Annotated in this window: 15 protein-coding genes; 1 reads left to right on the forward strand and 14 read right to left on the reverse strand. The window is 61.9% G+C overall.

Annotation, left to right across the window (positions count from 1 at the left end):
* Positions 1-2 precede the first annotated feature (2 nt).
* The 10 genes from RCCGE510_RS17010 to RCCGE510_RS34795 form a co-directional block, all read right to left on the reverse strand.
* A complete protein-coding gene (locus RCCGE510_RS17010) occupies positions 3-1,586 on the reverse strand; it encodes an FGGY-family carbohydrate kinase (RefSeq protein ID WP_007631897.1) in 1,584 nt (527 codons plus the stop codon).
* Positions 1,586-2,275, reverse strand: coding sequence for an HAD family hydrolase (locus RCCGE510_RS17015; RefSeq protein ID WP_007631898.1), 690 nt, complete (start codon positions 2,273-2,275; stop codon positions 1,586-1,588). Before RCCGE510_RS17015 ends, RCCGE510_RS17010 begins: the two co-directional genes overlap by 1 nt.
* A 95-nt stretch (positions 2,276-2,370) precedes the next feature.
* The gene (locus tag RCCGE510_RS17020) at positions 2,371-3,852 is read right to left on the reverse strand and encodes a mannitol dehydrogenase family protein (protein WP_007631899.1); all 1,482 of its coding nucleotides are present in this window, start codon (positions 3,850-3,852) and stop codon (positions 2,371-2,373) included.
* A gap of 84 nt (positions 3,853-3,936) precedes the next feature.
* The gene (locus tag RCCGE510_RS17025) at positions 3,937-4,935 is read right to left on the reverse strand and encodes an ABC transporter ATP-binding protein (protein ID WP_007631900.1); all 999 of its coding nucleotides are present in this window, start codon (positions 4,933-4,935) and stop codon (positions 3,937-3,939) included.
* Between the two features lie 16 nt (positions 4,936-4,951).
* On the reverse strand, positions 4,952-5,782 hold the full coding sequence (locus RCCGE510_RS17030; protein ID WP_007631901.1) for a carbohydrate ABC transporter permease: 831 nt from the start codon (positions 5,780-5,782) through the stop codon (positions 4,952-4,954).
* A 1-nt stretch (position 5,783) separates the two neighbouring features.
* Complete coding sequence (locus RCCGE510_RS17035) at positions 5,784-6,656, reverse strand: sugar ABC transporter permease (RefSeq protein ID WP_007631903.1); 873 nt, start codon at positions 6,654-6,656, stop codon at positions 5,784-5,786.
* Between the two features lie 138 nt (positions 6,657-6,794).
* Positions 6,795-8,105 (reverse strand): sugar ABC transporter substrate-binding protein, encoded by a 1,311-nt coding sequence (locus RCCGE510_RS17040; protein ID WP_007631904.1) that lies wholly within the window; start codon positions 8,103-8,105, stop codon positions 6,795-6,797.
* A gap of 145 nt (positions 8,106-8,250) precedes the next feature.
* Entirely contained in the window at positions 8,251-9,201 is a 951-nt protein-coding gene (locus tag RCCGE510_RS17045; protein ID WP_007631905.1) for a sugar-binding transcriptional regulator, read from the reverse strand.
* A 127-nt stretch (positions 9,202-9,328) separates the two neighbouring features.
* The gene (locus tag RCCGE510_RS17050) at positions 9,329-9,907 is read right to left on the reverse strand and encodes an exopolysaccharide biosynthesis protein (RefSeq protein WP_192815316.1); all 579 of its coding nucleotides are present in this window, start codon (positions 9,905-9,907) and stop codon (positions 9,329-9,331) included.
* 52 nt (positions 9,908-9,959) lie between these two features.
* Entirely contained in the window at positions 9,960-10,220 is a 261-nt protein-coding gene (locus RCCGE510_RS34795) for a hypothetical protein (protein ID WP_157179917.1), read from the reverse strand.
* Here RCCGE510_RS34795 and RCCGE510_RS17055 point away from each other — a divergent pair.
* On the forward strand, positions 10,201-11,112 hold the full coding sequence (locus RCCGE510_RS17055; protein WP_007631907.1) for an ROK family protein: 912 nt from the start codon (positions 10,201-10,203) through the stop codon (positions 11,110-11,112). The two genes, RCCGE510_RS34795 and RCCGE510_RS17055, sit on opposite strands and share 20 nt — an antisense overlap.
* A gap of 12 nt (positions 11,113-11,124) precedes the next feature.
* Here the strand turns inward: RCCGE510_RS17055 and RCCGE510_RS17060 are convergent, their stop codons facing one another.
* From RCCGE510_RS17060 to RCCGE510_RS17075, 4 genes are all read right to left on the reverse strand, one after another.
* A complete protein-coding gene (locus RCCGE510_RS17060; protein ID WP_081525753.1) occupies positions 11,125-13,035 on the reverse strand; it encodes a family 20 glycosylhydrolase in 1,911 nt (636 codons plus the stop codon).
* Positions 13,036-13,207: 172 nt separating this feature from the next.
* Entirely contained in the window at positions 13,208-16,354 is a 3,147-nt protein-coding gene (locus RCCGE510_RS17065; protein WP_007631911.1) for an efflux RND transporter permease subunit, read from the reverse strand.
* A gap of 25 nt (positions 16,355-16,379) precedes the next feature.
* Positions 16,380-17,519 carry an efflux RND transporter periplasmic adaptor subunit gene (locus RCCGE510_RS17070; RefSeq protein WP_007631913.1) on the reverse strand — a complete coding sequence of 380 codons (1,140 nt, stop codon included), beginning with the start codon at positions 17,517-17,519 and terminating at the stop codon, positions 16,380-16,382.
* Between the two features lie 49 nt (positions 17,520-17,568).
* Complete coding sequence (locus RCCGE510_RS17075; protein ID WP_007631914.1) at positions 17,569-18,177, reverse strand: TetR family transcriptional regulator; 609 nt, start codon at positions 18,175-18,177, stop codon at positions 17,569-17,571.
* Positions 18,178-18,255 lie beyond the last annotated feature (78 nt).

An 18,255-nucleotide genomic window follows, 5' to 3' on the forward strand; every position in this document is an offset into this window, starting at 1 on the left:
GGCTAATGCATCGTCTCCAGTTCGGTACGATGCCGGTGCATGGCGAGAAGACGGCGGTAGTCGCGGTCGTAGAGCGCCTGTTTCGTTTTGTCAGGCAGTCGTTCGTCGCCACCCGGATACATCGCCTCGCCGGCTGCCGCCAAATCACCGTACAAGCCGCAGGCGACGGATGCCGCGATCGCCGTGCCGAGCAGCACCGCCTCGTTCATTTTCGGCACCACCACCTTGCAGCCGGTGGCATCGCTGTAGAGTTCCATCAGCACCGGGTTCTTCACATGCCCGCCGGCAATATGCAGCGTATCGGGTACGTAGCCGTATTCCTTCATCATTTCGAGGATGTGGCGAATGCCGAGCGCAATCGCCACGGCCGTGCGCCAGTAAAGCGTGCAAAGCCCATCGAAGGACGTATCGAGCGTCAGCCCGCTGACGACACCGACGGCATGCGGATCGGCGAGCGGCGAACGGTTGCCATGAAAATCCGGCAGCACGAAAATGCGTGCACCGAAGGCATCGCCCTCCTCGGCCCGCAATTCGGCGATGCGTGCGACGATCCTCTGATGCAGCGCCGCCGTCGGCTCACCGCCGGCCGCGTGCATGCGCACGATGTGGTCGAGCAGCGCGCCAGTCGCCGATTGCCCAGCCTCTACCAGCCAGGATTCTGGAAAGACCGCTTCGTAATAGGGGCCCCACATTCCATGGCTCGGCTTGCGTTCCCGCGAGAATGTGACGATGCAGCTCGACGTGCCGGCGATCAGCGCCAGCTGGTGCTCTCGTTTTACAGGATCGGCGGCGTAGCCGCCAAGCGCGCCAAGCGCGCCGGCATAGGCGTCAATCATGCCGGCGGAGACATGGCAGTCCGTGGTCAGCCCGAGCGCCAGCGCCGCTTCCGGCGTCAGCCAACCGACGCTGCCTCCGACAGGCGTGGTTTCATCCGGCAGGTGGCCGCGCTCCTGAAGGTCCTCTAGGCCGATCCGCTCCAGGAAATCCTGCTGCCAGCCCGTTTCGCGATGGGCGAGATAGTTCCACTTCGCTGTCAACGTGCAGCGCGAACGGGCGAGCGATCCGGTCGATTTCCACGTCATGAAATCGGCGAGATCGAAGAAATAGCCAGCCTTCTCCCATGTGGCAGGCAGCTTCTTCTTCAGCCACATCAGCTTCGGCATCTCCATTTCAGGCGACATGACGTGGCCGGAATGTTCGAGCACCGTATGCTCCGTCGCCGTACAGAAATCGGCTTCCTTCAGCGCCCGGTGATCGAGCCAGACGATCGTGTCGAAGCGTGTCTCGCCGCCTGTGGACACGCTGAGCTGCCGACCCTCGACGTCACGCACGACGAGCGAACATGTAGCGTCGAAGCCGATCGCACCGACCGAGGCGGCGGCGATGCCGGATTGCTCCATCGCCTTGCGCACCGCCGTACAGGCGGCGGACCAGATATCTTCGGAATCGTGCTCGGCATGGTTTTCACGCGGCCGGTTCATCACGATCGGATGCTCGGCCTTGGCGAGCAGGCGGCCGCGTGCATCAAAGACGCCGGCGCGCGCACTGCCCGTGCCGATATCCACCGCAACCATATGATCACGCATCAAATCTTGGTCCCGTCCAGCTTATGGTTGCGGACAAGGTGGATCAAATCCGGCATGGCGTCAAACACCGCTTCCGGCGAAAGCCGGTCGAGTTCGGCGCGATAGCCGGCAAAGTTGGCGTGTGATCCGCCGGTGAAGGCAAAGACCGTCATACCAGCTGCCTTGGCGGCAGCAATGCCGGCCGGGCTGTCCTCTACAACAATGCAATGAGCAGGCGCCACCTGCATTTCACGCGCCGCATGCAGGAAAAGATCGGGTGCCGGTTTGCCGCGCTTGACCATCGTCGCGCTAAAGATGTCGGGCAGCTTGCCGAGAAGCCCGGTGACGGACAGCGACAGCCGGATTCGCTCCATCTGGCTGGACGAGGCGACGCAGCAGCGAACGCCAAGCCCGTCGATCGTCGCGGCGATACCCTCTATCGGCTTCAGTTCGGTGCGAAAACGGGTGTAGAGATCGGTACGAATGCGCTCGAGGAATTCCTCGCCGGCGTGGACGTTGAATTCGGTTTCCAGCGTATCGATGAGGGTCGAAAGGCTGCGGCCGAGAAAGCGCTCATAGGCCTGATCCTCAGTGATCGAGACGCCGAGATCGTTCATCGCCCCTACGAGCACGTTGATCGAGATCGGCTCGCTGTCGACGAGCACGCCGTCGCAATCGAAGATGACCAGCCGTGGTTCAGCATCAGCCATGGAAAGACCCAACCTGAGTTCAATTCGAACGCGTCACCGTCCCGCTTTGCGCGCAAGGCCGGATGAATGACGGCAGATGCCGCCATCCGGATTCCTTACACCGCAAGCTTGCCGTCGAGATAGAGTTGCAGCGTCGCCCGCGTGCCCTTTTCCCACAGGCTTTTGAGTGCATCGGCAAAACGCTTGCGGAAAAGTTCGGATTTCGCCACTTCGCCGAAAATATCATCGAAGACCAGGAAGGCCGACGAATCGCTCTTCGCCTTCAGCGCCGCCGCGTGCAGGCGCTCGGCGCTGGCGTCGTTGAAGACGATATCCTTGCCGCTATCGGTCTTGCCGGCGAAGTAACGGCACCAGAGCGCCGAAACCAGCGCCAGGCCGACGATGTCCCTGCCCTGGCGCAGATTGTCGAGCGTCGACGGCAAGATGAATTTCGGCTGGCGGTTCGATCCGTCCTGCGCCAGCCGAGGAATGGTGTCGGCAATTTTCGGATTGAGCAGGCGATGTTCGATCAGCGCGAAATAATCCGTCAGCGATGTGTTCGGCACCGGCGGCACGATCGGGATGATTTCGTCTTTCTCGAGCTTCGCGAGGAAGGCGCGAATCAACGGGTTTTCCATGGAATCATGAACGAAATGAATGTCCATCAGCGCCGCCGGATAAGCGATCGCAGCATGTCCGCCGTTGAGAATCCGGATCTTCATATGCTCGTAGGGCGTCACATCGGGCACGAAGGTGACGCCGACCTTTTCCAGTGCCGGCCGACCGGCCGTGAACTTGTCCTCAAGCACCCATTGCTTGAATTCCTCGCAATAGACCGGCCAATTATCCTCGATCTCGAAATTGTCCCTGAGGAAATCGATTTCGCGCTGGCCGGTTGCCGGCGTGATGCGGTCGACCATCGCATTCGGGAAGGCGACATTCGCCCGGATCCACTCGGCGAACCCAGCATCCGAGAGGGCGGCCGTGCCGACCACGGCATTGGCGGTGACGATGCCATTATGGGGGATGTTGTCGCAGGACATGACGGTAAAGGGTTCGATACCCCTGTCCTTGCGCGCCTTCAGCCCGGCGACGATCAGGCCGAACACCGTCTTCGGCGCGTCGGGGCTGTCGCCATCGGCAGCAATCGCGGGATGCGCCGGGTTGAAGGTTCCTGATGCGTCGATGAAATAGCCACCCTCGGTGATCGTCAGCGAAACGATGCGGATCTCGGGATCGGCGAGCCTGGCGATGATAGCGGCGGGGTCGCCGACCGGCAGGATATCGATCATCGGCGCGGTGACGCGCGCCGCCGTCTTGTTGTTATCCTGCTCGACCACCGTCGTCAGAAAATCCTGTGCCTCAAGCTTTTCGCGCATCGCCGCATCGGATGGCAGCACACCGGCGCCGACGATCGCCCAATCGTGATCCGCGCCGGCGTTGAAGAGATCGTCGAGATAGACCGCCTGATGGGCGCGGTGAAAATTGCCGACGCCGAAGTGCACGATGCCGGCTTTCAGCGACGCCCTGTCATATCCAGGGATGGCCGCGGTGCCCGCCACATCCGAAAGCGTTGCCAGCGATAATTTGCACGTCATGTTTCAGTCCTCTTGAAGGTCTTGCCGAAACGGCCGGACGCCATCGCCCGGCTCGCATGCCTGCCCCCAGCCCGGCAGTCGGCCTTAGATGGCAAGGCCGCCCTCGTTGAATTTGTGAATACGCGAACGATCCGGCGTCAGATAGACCGCATCTCCGGCTTTGGCCGCAAAATCGCCGCTGCCGCGCGCCGTCATCATGCCGATGCCCTCGGCATCGATATGCAGGAAGGTGTCGGAGCCAAGATGTTCGGCGACCACCACCCTGCCCTTCCAGTCACCGCTCTCCATCGACAGCAACATATGTTCGGGTCGGATGCCGATCGTATGGGCGCCCAGCTGAGCGGCGTTCTGTCCGTTGATGAAATTCATCTTCGGCGAGCCGATGAAGCCGGCAACGAAGAGGTTGCGCGGACGGCTGTAAAGCTCGAGCGGCGAGCCGACCTGCTCGATATTACCCCTGTTCAGCACGACGATCTTGTCGGCCATGGTCATCGCCTCGACCTGGTCGTGGGTGACGTAGACCATCGTCGTCTTCAACTGCTGATGCAGTTCGCTGATCTCGAGACGCATGTTGACACGCAACGCTGCATCGAGGTTCGACAGCGGTTCGTCAAACAGGAAGGCCGAAGGCTGGCGCACGATGGCGCGGCCGATCGCGACGCGCTGGCGCTGGCCGCCGGAAAGCTGACGCGGCTTGCGCTCCAGGTAGTCGGTGAGATTGAGCACACGGGCCGCATCCGTCACCTTGCGGTCGATTTCCGCCTTGTCGATGCCCGCCATTTTCAGCGGGAAGGCGATGTTGTTGCGCACGCTCATATGCGGATAAAGCGCATAGGACTGGAACACCATGGCAAGGCCGCGTTCCGAGGGCGCCTTTTCGGTGGCGTCCCGGCCGTCGATGACGATCTTGCCGCCGGAGACGTCCTCGAGGCCAGCGATCAGCCTGAGCAGCGTGGACTTGCCGCAGCCCGACGGGCCGACGAAGACGACGAACTCGCCGTCTTTGATGTCGAGATCGATCGAAGGGATGACCTTGGCTTCGCCGAAGACCTTGGAAACCTTCTGAAGGGTAATGCTGCCCATGTTTGTCTCCCTTATCTTATTTCACTGCGCCGAAGGTCAGGCCGCGGACGAGTTGTTTCTGGCTGAACCAGCCGAGGATCAGGATCGGCGCGATCGCCATCGTCGAAGCCGCCGAGAGCTTGGCGTAGAACAGGCCTTCCGGGCTCGAGTAGGACGCGATGAAGGCCGTCAGCGGCGCCGCCTTCGAGGCGGTGAGGTTGAGCGTCCAGAACGCCTCGTTCCAGGCAAGGATGATGTTCAAAAGCAGCGTCGAGGCGATACCGGGCACCGCCATCGGCGTCAGAACGTAGACGATCTCCTTCATCAGCGAAGCCCCGTCCATGCGGGCCGCTTCGAGGATCTCGCCGGGAATTTCCTTGAAATAGGTGTAGAGCATCCAGACGATGATCGGCAGGTTGATCAGCGTCAGCACGATCACCAGGCCGGTGCGCGTGTCGAGCAGGCCCGAATTGCGGAACAGCAGATAGATCGGGATCAGCGCGCCCACAGGCGGCATCATCTTGGTCGACAGCATCCACATCAGCACGTCCTTGGTCCGCTTGGTCGGCGAAAACGCCATCGCCCAGGCGGCCGGGATCGCGATGATCAGGCCGATCAGCGTCGAGCCAAAGGAAATGATCACCGAGTTCATGAAGTGGCTGAGGTAGTTCGACCGGCTTTGCACCTCCGCGTAATTTTCTGTCGTCCAGTGGAAGAACAGGAACTGCGGCGGCGAGGCGATGGCGTCGGCTTCCGACTTGAAGCTGGTCAGGAACGTCCAGAGAATCGGGAAGAAGATCAGGATGCCGAGCGTCCAGGCGATTGCGGTAAAGATGACCTTGCGCCGGGTGGTGACTTTTCTGGCCATCTCAAGCCTCCAGATTCTTGCCGACGAGGCGGACGAGGAAGATCGCAACGATATTGGCAAGCACCACCGCGACGATGCCGCCCGCCGAAGCTCCGCCGATATCGAACTGCAGCAGCGCCTGGGCGTAGACGAGATAGGTGAGGTTGGTGCTGTCGGTGCCCGGCCCGCCATTGGTGGTGACGAGGATTTCGGCGAAGACCGAAAGCAGGAAGATCGTCTGGATCAGGATCACCACGGTGATGGCGCGGGCCATGTGCGGCAGGATGATGTAGATGAATTTCGAGATCGGCCCGGCGCCGTCCATCTCGGAGGCTTCCTTCTGCTCCTCGTCGAGCGACTGCAGCGCCGTCAGCATGATAAGCGTCGCAAACGGCAGCCACTGCCAGGCAACGATGAGAATGACCGAGAGCAGCGGCGCATTCGCCAGCCAGTCGATCGGCTGCAGGCCAAGCGCCTTGGCAAGATGCGCAAAGAGGCCGTTGACCGGGTTCATGAACATATTCTTCCATACCAGCGCGGCCACAGTCGGCATGACGAAGAATGGCGCGATCACCAGGATGCGTACGATACCCTGGCCGTACATCGGCTGGTCGAGCAGCAGCGCAAAGGCGATGCCGCCGATGACGGTGATCACCAGAACGCCGGCGACGAGCAGCAGCGTGTTGATCAGCGCCGCGAAAAAGGCCGGATCGGACAGGAAATATTCGTAGTTCAGAAAGCCGACGAAGCTCTCCATGCCGGGGCTGAGCAGATTATAGTTCAGCGTCGAAAAGTAGATCGTCATCGCAAGCGGGACGATCATCCATGCAAAGAGGAGCAGCACGGAGGGCGCAATCATCAGGCGCGCTGCGGAGCGAGTATGCAAGGTTGCCATGGCAATCACCGATCTGATCTGAAGCGGGGAGCGGCTGCAGGAAAGCTTTGTCTCAAAAAAGCGGCCGCCGATGCAGTTAGGGCAATCGGCGGCCCAGAGGGGCGGATCGTCAAGAATCCGCCTCTTGCTCAGGAGGTCTTATTTAATGTAGCCGGCCTTGGTCATTTCGCGCGTGGTCAGCTGCTGGGCAGCCTGCAGGGCCTGGTCGACCGAAAGCTGGCCGGCAAGTGCTGCGGAGAACTGCTGGCCCACTGCCGTACCGATGCCCTGGAATTCCGGGATCGCCACGAACTGGACGCCGACATAGGGGACCGGCTTGACGGTCGGCTTGGTCGGATCGGCCGAGTTGATCGAGTCTAGCGTCATCTTGGCAAACGAAGCCGCCTTCTGATAGTCCGCATTGGCGTAGAGCGAGGTGCGGGTGCCTGGAGGTGCGTTCAGCCAGCCTTCCTTCTCGGCGACGAGGTTGGTGTAGTCCTTGCTCGTTGCCCAGGCGACGAACTTCTCAGCGGCTTCGACCTTCTGCGAACCTGCCGGGATGGCGAGGTTCCAGGCCCAGAGCCAGTTGCCACGCTTGCCAAGGCCCTTATCCGGGGCAAGCGCGAAGCCGACCTTGTCGGCGACCTGCGACTGCTTCGGATCGGCGACGAAGGAAGCGGCAACCGTTGCGTCGATCCACATGCCGCACTTGCCGGTCTGGAAGAGCGCCAAGTTTTCGTTGAACCCGTTGGAAGAAGCGCCCGGAGGGCCGGCATCCTTCATCAGCTTGACGTAGAAATCGAGCGTGTCCTTCCACTCGGGCTGATCGAACTGCGGCTTCCACTTTTCATCGAACCAGCGCGCGCCGAAGGAGTTGGACATCGCCGTCAGGAACGCCATGTTCTCGCCCCAGCCGGCCTTGCCGCGCAGGCAGATACCGTAGATTTCCTTGTCCTTGTTGGTGATCTTGCGGGCAGCGTCCGCCACGAAGTCCCAGGTCGGGGCGTCGGGCATCTTCAGACCGGCGGCGTCGAACAGGTCCTTGCGGTACATGACCATCGAGCTCTCGCCGTAGAACGGCGCCGCATAAAGCTTGCCGTCCGTGGTCAGGCCGCTGCGGATCGCCGGCAGCAGGTCGTCGGCGTCGTAATCCTTGCCGAGGTTGTCGAGCGGCAGCAGCCAGCCCTGTTTTGACCAGATCGGAACTTCGTAGGTGCCGATGGTCAGAACGTCGTACTGGCCGCCCTTGGTCGCGATGTCGGTCGTGACCTTCTGGCGCAGCACGTTTTCTTCGAGGGTGACCCATTCAAGGTCGATGCCGGGATTCTTCGCCTTGAAATCATCCGTCAGCTTCTGCATCCGGATCATGTCGCCGTTGTTCACGGTTGCGATTGTCAGCGTCTCGGCCGAGGCCATGCCGGCAAACGCCAGTGCTGAGCAGGCGCCCAGCAGAAAAGTTCTCAATGTCATATCTTCCTCCCAGAAGATGGGGTGTGAGCATTCGCTTCGCTCATGGGCAATTACTCAATAAACGATATGGAATGTCAATCGGCAATCGTTGCTGCAGTGCCGAAGGAGATAGCTACCTCATTGTTTTAAATACTATATTTTTTGCTCAACTCCTGAGCAAAAACTCAGCAGTCTCTTCGTCGCTAATCAGAGCGTTGATTTGATGGCCAACGACCGCGGCCCTGATCGCCTTGAACTTGCGCTTGCCCTTGGCCAGCCCAATGACCATCGACGCGTCGCGGGACGGGATCGGCGCCGAGGCGACGCGCTCGTTGATCGGGTTGTCGAGCAACCTGCCGTCGACATCGAAGATCCAACCGCAAATCTCGCCGACAGCGCCGCCGCGCATCAGCTCCATCATCTCGTCCTTCTCGAGAAAACCGTCGACGCAGAGCGGCCCGTCGATTCCGAGTTCGCCGATGCCGACGAAGGTGACGTCGGCTTGCGCGCTGATGTCGAGTGTCGAGCGCACCAGCTGCTGACCATGCAGCAGCTCCCGCTCTTCCGCCGAGGTGACGAGCACCGGCAACGGCATCGGATAGTGTCGCGCTTTCACGGCATCGGCCATGCTGAAGATGACGTTGTAATAAGCAGCCGATCCGTCCGGCGCGATATTGCCGGTCAGCGAGACGATACGATGATGGGGACATTCGATCGCCGGAAGCTGATCGACGGCGGCCTTCAGTGTCCGGCCGGTACCGACGGCGAGCACGATCGGCTCGGACCGTTTCAGCCACCGCTCGATTTCGGCCGCGGCCGCCTCGGCAATGCCGACCGTCGCCGACGACCCGGAATCGCTCGGCACCACCTCCACATGTTTCAGCCCGAATTTCCGCCGCAGTTGACTGGCGAGTTCCAGGCAGGCCGCGATCGGATGATCGAGCCGCACCTTGATCAGGCGCTCGGCGACCGCCAGCGACACCAGCCGCTGCGCCGATTGCCGCGAGATCCCCATCGTAGCGGCGATTTCATCCTGCGTGCGCCCGGCGACGTAGTAGAGCCAGCCGGCACGCGCCGCATCGTCGAGCCGTGCAGGGGTCTCGGATCTTTTTGCCATTAAATGCCTACCACGCGAAAGTGAGCCGGCGTGCCGCCGCCGAACATGATTTGAATCTGTATCGCGCCAGATCAAAACAAAATTCCGGCAAATGTCGAGCCTGTTGACAGGAGCCCTGTCGAATTACTCAGGCAAACCATTGCATGACGAAATAGATCGCCGCCTTCACCAGACCGTAAATCACACCGCCGGCAACGACCAGCGACACCGCCGTCATCACGAAGCCGATCAGCGCGAAGAGCCCGTCGCGGCCTAATATGCCGAAAGCGAAGACCGAGATGGTGATCGCCGGCAGCATATTGCCGAGCGGCACCGGCAGCAGCAATACGATCGACAGCAGCAGGCATGCGGCCCCGGCGATGTATTCCGCCGGCGGCTCGGCAAAGATCGCCAGCCTCGGCTTCAGCATGCGCTCCGCCCAGGCGAGCCAGCGATGAATGCGGCCGACAATGGTTTCGAAATCCTCCCGCCGCATCGAACGGTCGGCAATTATCCTCGGAAGCCAGGGTTTCAGCCCGAAGGTCAGTTGCGCCGCCAGGAAGACGAGCGGCGCGCCGAGCACTGCCGAAGTGCCCGGCGGCGTCGGAAAAGCGTTCGGCAGCGCGAAGATCAGCATCAAAGCGCTGATCGCCCTGTCGCCCATCGTCTGGAACAGGTCACCGATCGAAATCCGTTCCCGGCTCCGGTCGGCGGCCAGCTGACGCAGGATGGATGAGAGGCGGCGACCTTTGGGGCGGGGTGGACGTGGTCTTCTGCGTCTATGGGAATCGGCGTTTTCGATGGTCATGATACCAGTGGGTGATGGAAGTGCAGGCGCAGATTTTGGCCGCGCAATATGCCAATTGAATGACTTGTGGGACGGGAATAGCTGTTGGTGGCGATTTGTCTGGATCATCCCCTTGGCGCCGCCAGCGCATGGCGCGCAGCGGAATGAAGGCTTGTAATTCCCCGCCAACAGTGCGAGCAGACACCACAGACCAGAGAAACGGCAGGGTGGCAATGATCATTTCATTCGACATCGGCGGCTCCGCCATCAAGGGCGGCATCGCCCGCTCCGAGGCGGACATCGTCCCCCTCGGCCGCCGCCCGACGCCGAGGGATGATTTCGCCGCTTTCGTCGCGACCTTGCGCGCCATCATCGCTGAAACCGGTGAAGCGCCGAGCCGCACTGCCCTCTCCATCGCCGGTGTCGTCGATCCCGATACGCAGCGGCTGACCTGCGCCAACATTGCCTGCATCCATGGCCGCACGCTGGCGGCGGATCTCGAAGCGGAACTCGGGCTTCCGGTGCTGATCGCCAACGACGCCGACTGTTTCGCCATGGCCGAAGCCGGCCTCGGCGCCGGTCGCGGCCACCGCATCGTCTTCGGCGCCATCCTCGGCACCGGCGTCGGCGGCGGCCTGGTAGCCGATGGGCGCCTCGTCAATGAGGCCGGCGGTTTTGCCGGCGAATGGGGTCACGGGCCGATCATCGCATCCGCAGCCGGTAATCCGCCTGTCCCCATTCCCGCCTATGCCTGCGGCTGCGGCCAGAAGGGATGCGTCGACACCGTCGGCGGCGCCCGTGGCCTGGAACGCCTGCACAAGACGCTGCATGATCTCGACCTTTCGAGCGAAGAAATCATCGCTCAATGGCAACATGGTGAGAAGAAGGCGACCCGGACGATCGACGTCTATGTCGATCTCGTCGCCTCGCCCCTGGCGCTGACGATCAACATCACCGGTGCCACCATCGTGCCGGTCGGCGGCGGGCTGTCCAATGTCGAGCCGCTGCTTGCCGAGCTCGATCACACCGTGCGCGCCCGCATCCTGCGCAAGTTCGACCGGCCGCTGGTGGTGCGCAGCCAATGCCGTATCGAACCCGGCCTGATCGGCGCAGCACTGCTAGGATTGAAGGCCGAGGCGGCCTAACCGCCGGCTTCCCTAGAGCACCGGCCACATCCGCACGATCGCCGCGAAGCGATCCCAGTCCTTGCGCGCCGAAGGCGTCCAGGCAGCCTCGGCAACGGCAGAAAGGCGCGGAAAAACCAGCCGGTTGAAATAGGCGCGGGAGAGGAAGTTCTCGGTCCAGATGCAGGCCTGGATGCCGCGCATCTTCTCTTGCAACGCCTCCGGCAACTCGCCCTCGGCCTCGTAAGCGTAGGTGTGTTCCGGCGGAGCGTAGCCCGCCCATGCCGCGCCGGGCTCGGCCCAGGCTTCGGCCTGCGCCATGTCGAGATAATAGGCCTGGCCCGGCGTCATCACCACATCATAGCCGTCCTCAGCCAACTCGATACCGACAGCGGGCTTTTCCCAGGCCATCAACAGCGTGCCGTCGCGATCGACGCCGCCGCCATGTGAGACCTCGTTCCAGCCGGCGAGCTTCCTGCCGCGTTCCAACAGCATGGCCTTGATCCGTTTCAAAAGATAGGATTGCAGCTCGGCGGTGCCGGCCAGTTTCTCCCGCTCCATCAGCGCCTTGCAAAGCGGCGAGGAAAGCCAGGAGCCCTGCGCCACTTCATCGCCGCCGATATGGATATATTCGCTGGGAAACAGCGTCACCATCTCGTCGAACACCTTGCCGAGAAATTCATAGGTGAATTCGACCGCCGGATTGAGGGCATTGTTGGGATAACCTTGCACCGAGCGGTAGCTGTCCGGCGCCTCCTGGCCGTCGATGAGCTCGGGCAGCGAGAACAGCGTCGCGGTGCTGTGGCCGGGAATATCGATTTCCGGCACCACCTCGATATGCAGCGAGGTGGCATGCGCAACGATCTGCCTCACCTCGTCCTGGGTGTAATGGCCGGAGCGCGTTTCCGCCCCGTCGCCGAGCTGCGGCACAAGCACCTCATCCGGCCCATGCCGGGCACCAATCTCCGTCAGGGCCGGATAGGCCTTGATCTCCAGCCGCCAGGCTTCGTCGTCGGTCAGATGCCAATGGAAGATGTTGAGCTTGTTCCAGGCGAGGATGTCGATCAGCCGCACGACGTCGGCCACCGGATAGAACTGCCGCGAGACATCGAGATGGCAGCCACGCCAGTCGTAACGCGGCTGGTCGGCGATCGTGCCGAAATTCGGGAATTTGAAGCGCTCCCGATCGGTGCGGGCGCCGTGCAGCAATTGCGCCAGGCTGATCAGCCCATATTGCCGCCCAGCCGCATCTGCACTCGAAAGCACGATCTCATGTGCGGTAAAACGCAATTCGTAGGCGAAGGCGGCGATAGAGGATTCGGTGGCGAAACGAATGGCCCGCCCGCCTTTGACGGCACTGAGGGAAAACGGGAGGTTGTCGGCCGGATAGAGCCGCTGGTAAAGCGCGAGAACCAGGGAGAGCGCCGTGATCGCGTCGGGCCGGGTTCTTTCGACGGGATAAAGGATGACCGGCAGATCTCCCGCCTTCAGCCCGAGCGCCAGCGGCCAGGGCAACAGCGCATAGGGCTCCTCGATCCGGCCCGGCGGCAGAAGCGGCGGCGCCACACCGCCATCCCGGCCTTCGAGCATGAGATCGCCGAAAGCGACGGGAACATGGCGCCCGTCGACAAGTGTCAAATAGGCCGATTTGATGCCTGACGTCGCATGTTTCGGCTCTCTGGTCAGCCCCTCGACCGTGAACCGCCAGTGCCCGCCCAGCGGCACGCTCAGCTCCTCATGCGGCAGGAATTCATGGAAATGCGCGAACCGTCGTTTCAGGCTGCCGCCGTTGCAGACATGTTTGTCGGCAACCCGCGTCTCCGACGTGTATGCGAGCGAGAAGCCGGACAGCGGCTCGGTCGAAAGATTGAAGAGCGTGAAGGTCAGGCGCCCAAAGCTGCCCTCTACCGGGCTCCAGCTCGCTTCCAGACGATAATTGGCAATGCTCATATTTCCCCCGATCCGCGGCAAGACATGAGCTGTGTTTTTGCCGCCGCAGTTTCCCGGCATGCGTCCGCAGCTTGACTTTTTCGAGGCGGAGTCGGCGTCGTCGGAAGAATTGCGGTGTGACTGCGACTGAAGAAAGGAAAACGGCGCGGCTTTCGCCGCGCCGTCCTCACTCTGCTGCCAACGCCGGCGGATGTCTGTCATCCGCCTCTTCCTGGATGGCGTCGGCATCCCGGCCTGGCTCGTCCTTTGCCTTCGGCTCCCGGCCGAAGAAAAGCGCGTAACCGGCGGGCAGAACCAGAATGGTAAGCACGGTCGCAACCAGGATACCGCCCATCATCGCGTAAGCGAGCGGACCCCAGAAGACGCCGCGCGAGATCGGGATCAGCGCCAGCACGGCGGTCAGAGCCGTCAGCATGATCGGCCGGAAACGCCGTACGGCCGCACCGACGATCGCCTCCTGCCGGTGCATGCCGGCCTTGATGTCCTGGTCGATCTGATCGACCAGGATGATCGAGTTGCGCATGATGATGCCGAGCAGCGCGATGACGCCGAGGATCGCCACGAAGCCGAAAGGCGCGCCGCTGATCAGCAAGGCGGCCGCCGCACCGATAATGCCGAGCGGTCCGGTGGCGAGCACCAGCATCGCCTTGCCGAAATGCTGCAGCTGGATCATCAGCAGTACGATGATGACGGCGAGCATGATCGGCGCTTTGGCGGCGATCGACATCTGGCTTTCCGCCGCATCCTCGGCGCCGCCCTGGATCTCGACGTTGTAGCCGGCCGGCAGGCTGTCGCGCAGGTCCTTCAGGTCGGCATACATTTTCATCACCACGTCGTTCGGCTGCACATCGTCAGGCAGCGTCGCGCGCACGGTGATCGTCGGCAGCCTGTTGCGCCGCCATTCGATTCCCTGCTCCATGACCGGCACGACCTTGGCGACCTGCGAGACCGGCACGAAGCCGCCGAAATCCGTCGGGACATAGACGGAATTGACCGCCGACAGCAGCGAGCGGCTGGCATCCGGCTCGCGGGCGACGATAGAGACCGTCTCCTCGCCGTCGCGGAAATCGTCGAGCGCAGCACCGGACATGGCGGTCTGCAGCATCTGGCGCACGCGCTGCGAGGTGACGCCGAGAGCCCGGGCGCGGTCCTGGTCGATCACCAGCTTCATCGCCGGCACCTGTTCCAGCCAGTCGTCATGGATGGCGCCGAGCATCGGGTTGGCCTGGAAGCGCGCCTTCACCTGATCGGCGATCGCTCGCACTTCCTGTCGGTCAGGACCCATGACGCGCATCTGCACCGGCCAACCTGTGGGTGGGCCGAGGAAGAGACGGTCGACCTTGCCGCGAATCTCAGGGAAATCTTCGGCAAGAATCGTCCGCAGCTTGACGATCAGCCGCTCGCGCGCCGGTTCATCATTGGCCATGACGAGAAGCTGGGCGAAGTTCGGGTTGCGCAGCTGCTGGTCGAGCGGCAGGAAGAAACGCGGCGCGCCTTCGCCGATATAGGTGGCGATGAACTTCTTGTCGTGATCATCCATCATCTTGGCTTCGAGCGCCTTTGCCTGCACCTCGACTTCCTTGATGCTGGTGCCCTCAGGCAGCCAAAGATCGACGAGGATTTCCGGCCGCGAGGATTGCGGGAAGAAATTCTGCGGGATGAACTGGAAGGCCCAGAGACTGGTGACGAAGGTGCCGAGCGTCAAGAGCAGCACGATGACCCGGTGGCGCACCGCCCAGCCGACCGTGCCGCGCAGACGGCGATAGAAGCCGGTGTCGAAGGCATCGTGATGCTCGCCGGCGTGATGGCGCTGCTTGAGGATCATGTAGCCGAGCCACGGCGTGAAATAGACCGCGACGAACCATGAGGTCACCAGCGCAATGCCGACGACATAAAACAGCGAACGCACATATTCGCCGGCCGTCGATGCGGCAAAGCCGACGGGAATGAAGCCGGCCGTGGTGATCAGCGTGCCCGTCAGCATCGGGAAGGCGGTCGAGGAATAGGCGAAGCTTGCCGCCTCGATCTTGACGAGCCCTTCCTCCAGCTTTCGCTCCATCATCTCGACGACGATCATCGCATCGTCGACGAGCAGGCCGAGCGCGATGATCAGCGCGCCGAGCGAGATGCGCTGCAGATCGATGCCGAGTTCGTACATCAGCGCGAAGGTGGCGGCGAGCACCAGCGGAATGGCGATGGCGATGACCAGGCCCGAGCGCCAGCCGATCGATAGGAACGAAACGATAAGCACGATAACAAGGGCTTCGCCGAGTGCATGCATGAATTCGCTGACCGCATCCGTCACCACGTCCGGCTGGTTGGCGATCTGATCGACAGCGACGCCGTAAGGCAGCGCCTCTTCGAAGCGCTGATAGGTCGCCTCGACGCCCTTGCCGACATCGGTGACATTGAAGCCCTTGGCCATCACGACGCCGACCTGAACGCTGTCATGGCCATTGAAACGGTACTTGCGCTGATAGGGGTCTTCCAGCCCGGAACTGACGGTGGCGATATCGCCGAGGCGCGTCACCTGGCCGCCGGCGCGAAGGCGCAGCTCGCGGATATCGGCCGCCTTCTTTACGTCGCCTTCGACCGAGATGCGCACCGAGCGCAGGCCGGTATCGACGGAGCCGGCCGGATCGACATTGTTCTGGCCCTTGATGGCATTCTGCAGGTCGAGGATCGTCAGGCCGCGCTCGGCGAGCGCCTTGGACGAGACGTCGATATAGATCTTCTCAGGCTGGTCGCCGATGATGACCGCCTTCTCGACACCAGGCGTCGTCAGCAGCATGTCGCGCGCCTGGATCGCGAATTTCTTCAGCTCCGGATAGGAATAACCGTCGCCGCTGATCGAATGCAGCGTGATGAAAGTATCGCCGAATTCGTCGTTGAAATAGGGGCCGAGCAGGCCCTGCGGCAGCTCGCTGGAGATATCGCCGACCTTCTTGCGCACCTGGTAGAAGGCATCAGCCACGTCCTTCGAATTCGTATCGCCCTTGACCTGCAGGGTGATGATCGCGCTGCCCGCCCGCGTATAGGACTTGACCCAGTCGATATGCGGCGTTTCCTGCAGCTTGCGCTCGATCTTGTTGACGACCTGATCTTCCATCTCCTGGATAGAAGCGCCCGGCCAGATCGCCTGAACGACCATGACGCGGAAGGTAAATTCGGGATCCTCGCGCTGGCCCATGCGCATCAGGCCGAGCACGCCGGTGATGATGATCAGTCCGAAGAGGAAGCGGGCGATGCTCGGATGGCCGATCGCCCAGCGCGACAGATTGAAGGGCCGCTTTTCGGTAGTGTTGGCGTCCATGGTTTTCTTCCCCTTTGCGACGCAATCAGCGGACGGTCTGGTCCGTGTCGGCCAGGGCCGACTGCTGGTCCGGCACCTTCACCTTCAGGTTCTCGGTCATGAACTGCGTGCCGGCCGCAACCACGAGATCGCCGGTATCGAGACCCTCGGTCACATGCACGCCGTCGCTGGTGAAATCCGCGACCTTGATATCGCGGCCATGCACGGTCGCCGTATCGCGGTCGACGGTCCAGACCATCTGCTTGCCGTCCTTTTCAGCCAGTGCGCTGAGTGGGATCGAGACATAGCTATTGCCGTTGCTGACGTCGGCCTCGATCGTCGCGGTCATGCCGAGCAACACCTGCGGATCGTTCGGCAGGCTCACCCGCACCGCAAAGGTGCGCGACTGCTGGTCGGCGCTGCCTGAGACTTCCCGCACCTTGCCATCGAGCACCAGCTTGCTATCGGCCCAGAAGCTTGTCTTGACCGTCTTGCCCGGCTTGAATTCCGCAATGTCGTTTTCGGGAACTGCGATCTGCACTTCCTTCTCACCGTCGACGGCAACGGTGACGACGGCGGTGCCGGAGCCGACAACCTGACCGGTATCGGCATTGATTGATGTGACGATGCCGTTCTGACCGGCCTTGAGCTCGGTGTAGCTCACCTGGTTCTTCGCCTGGTCGAGCGCGGAGAGGGCGGCGTCGCGCTGCGACATCGCCTGGTCATGGCTGAGCGAAGCCTGCTCGAGCTGCGACTTCGGGGCGACACTCTTGTCGAAAAGCTGCTCGGCGCGTTTATTGGCGAGATCGGCAGTTTCGACGCCTCTTTCGGCAGAGGCAAGATTGGCTTCCGCCGTTCTGACCGCCAGCTGGTAATCGGTGGCGTCGACTCGGGCGAGCACATCGCCCGGCGTCACCCGGTCGCCGATATCGACGAGGCGTTCGGTGATCTTGCCGGCAACGCGAAACCCGAGGTTCATCTCCGTGCGTGCCTTGACCGAGCCCGAATAGTCGAGCTTGCGGGTGTCGCCGGCCTTGGCGATCTCGACGACCTTCACCGGCCGGATGACTTGCTTGACCTCAGCCTTCTCTTCCGAACAGGCGGAAACGCCGATGCCGATAGCGCCGACAAACACAAGGCGGGCGACAGACGGCATGTGATGGCTGAGGCTCTTGAGCGAAAACATCTTCCGCACTCCTGGATGGTTTGGGGGTCTCGACGGCGGCTGCCGTCCATTATTTCTTCAGCGCCCTGATCACGTAGTCGATCAGTTCGTCGACGCTCGCGCGGTTCGTTTTGGCAAGACATTGCGCCACCATCTGCGGATGGCAGAGATTGATCGTCGCTGCGCCGAAGCAGCGCGACGCAACGACCGGGTCCTGCTCGGCGAATTCTCCCGCCGCAATTCCTTCGGCGATGATTTCGGCAATGAGATCGTGGACGCGGTCGATATGTTTCTCGATGACATGCCAGTCGCGCTCGATCGCGACGATGATCATCTCGTGCACCTTCATCTCGTCGAGCATCAGATCGAGCGTCAACTGATGCTGGGTCGTGACATAGCGGCGCAGCCGCTCACTGGCGCTGACCGGCTGATGGCGGATGTCGTAGGCGATTTGATAGGCGGTAGCGAGCATACGCCCGCAGAGCGCCTGGTGGATCTCCACCTTGGAGGCGAAGAACCGATAAATATTGGCTGGCGACATGCCGAGATCGCGGGCGATGTCAGCCACCGTCGTCTTGCTGTAGCCATAGTGGCGGAACAGCCGCTCGGCCGCGTCGAGAATGCGGGTGACATTCTCCTGCCGCGTGACGTCGAGTGTATTTTCCGTGATGTCGTCCATAGTTTCGATACTCGAATTACGACTGACGATTTTTGAATTTCGTCAGTCGTAAAATATCATGCGTCATTTGTCAACAGT

It is taken from the genome of Rhizobium sp. CCGE 510 (assembly GCF_000292525.1).
In the GTDB taxonomy this organism is placed as follows: domain Bacteria; phylum Pseudomonadota; class Alphaproteobacteria; order Rhizobiales; family Rhizobiaceae; genus Rhizobium.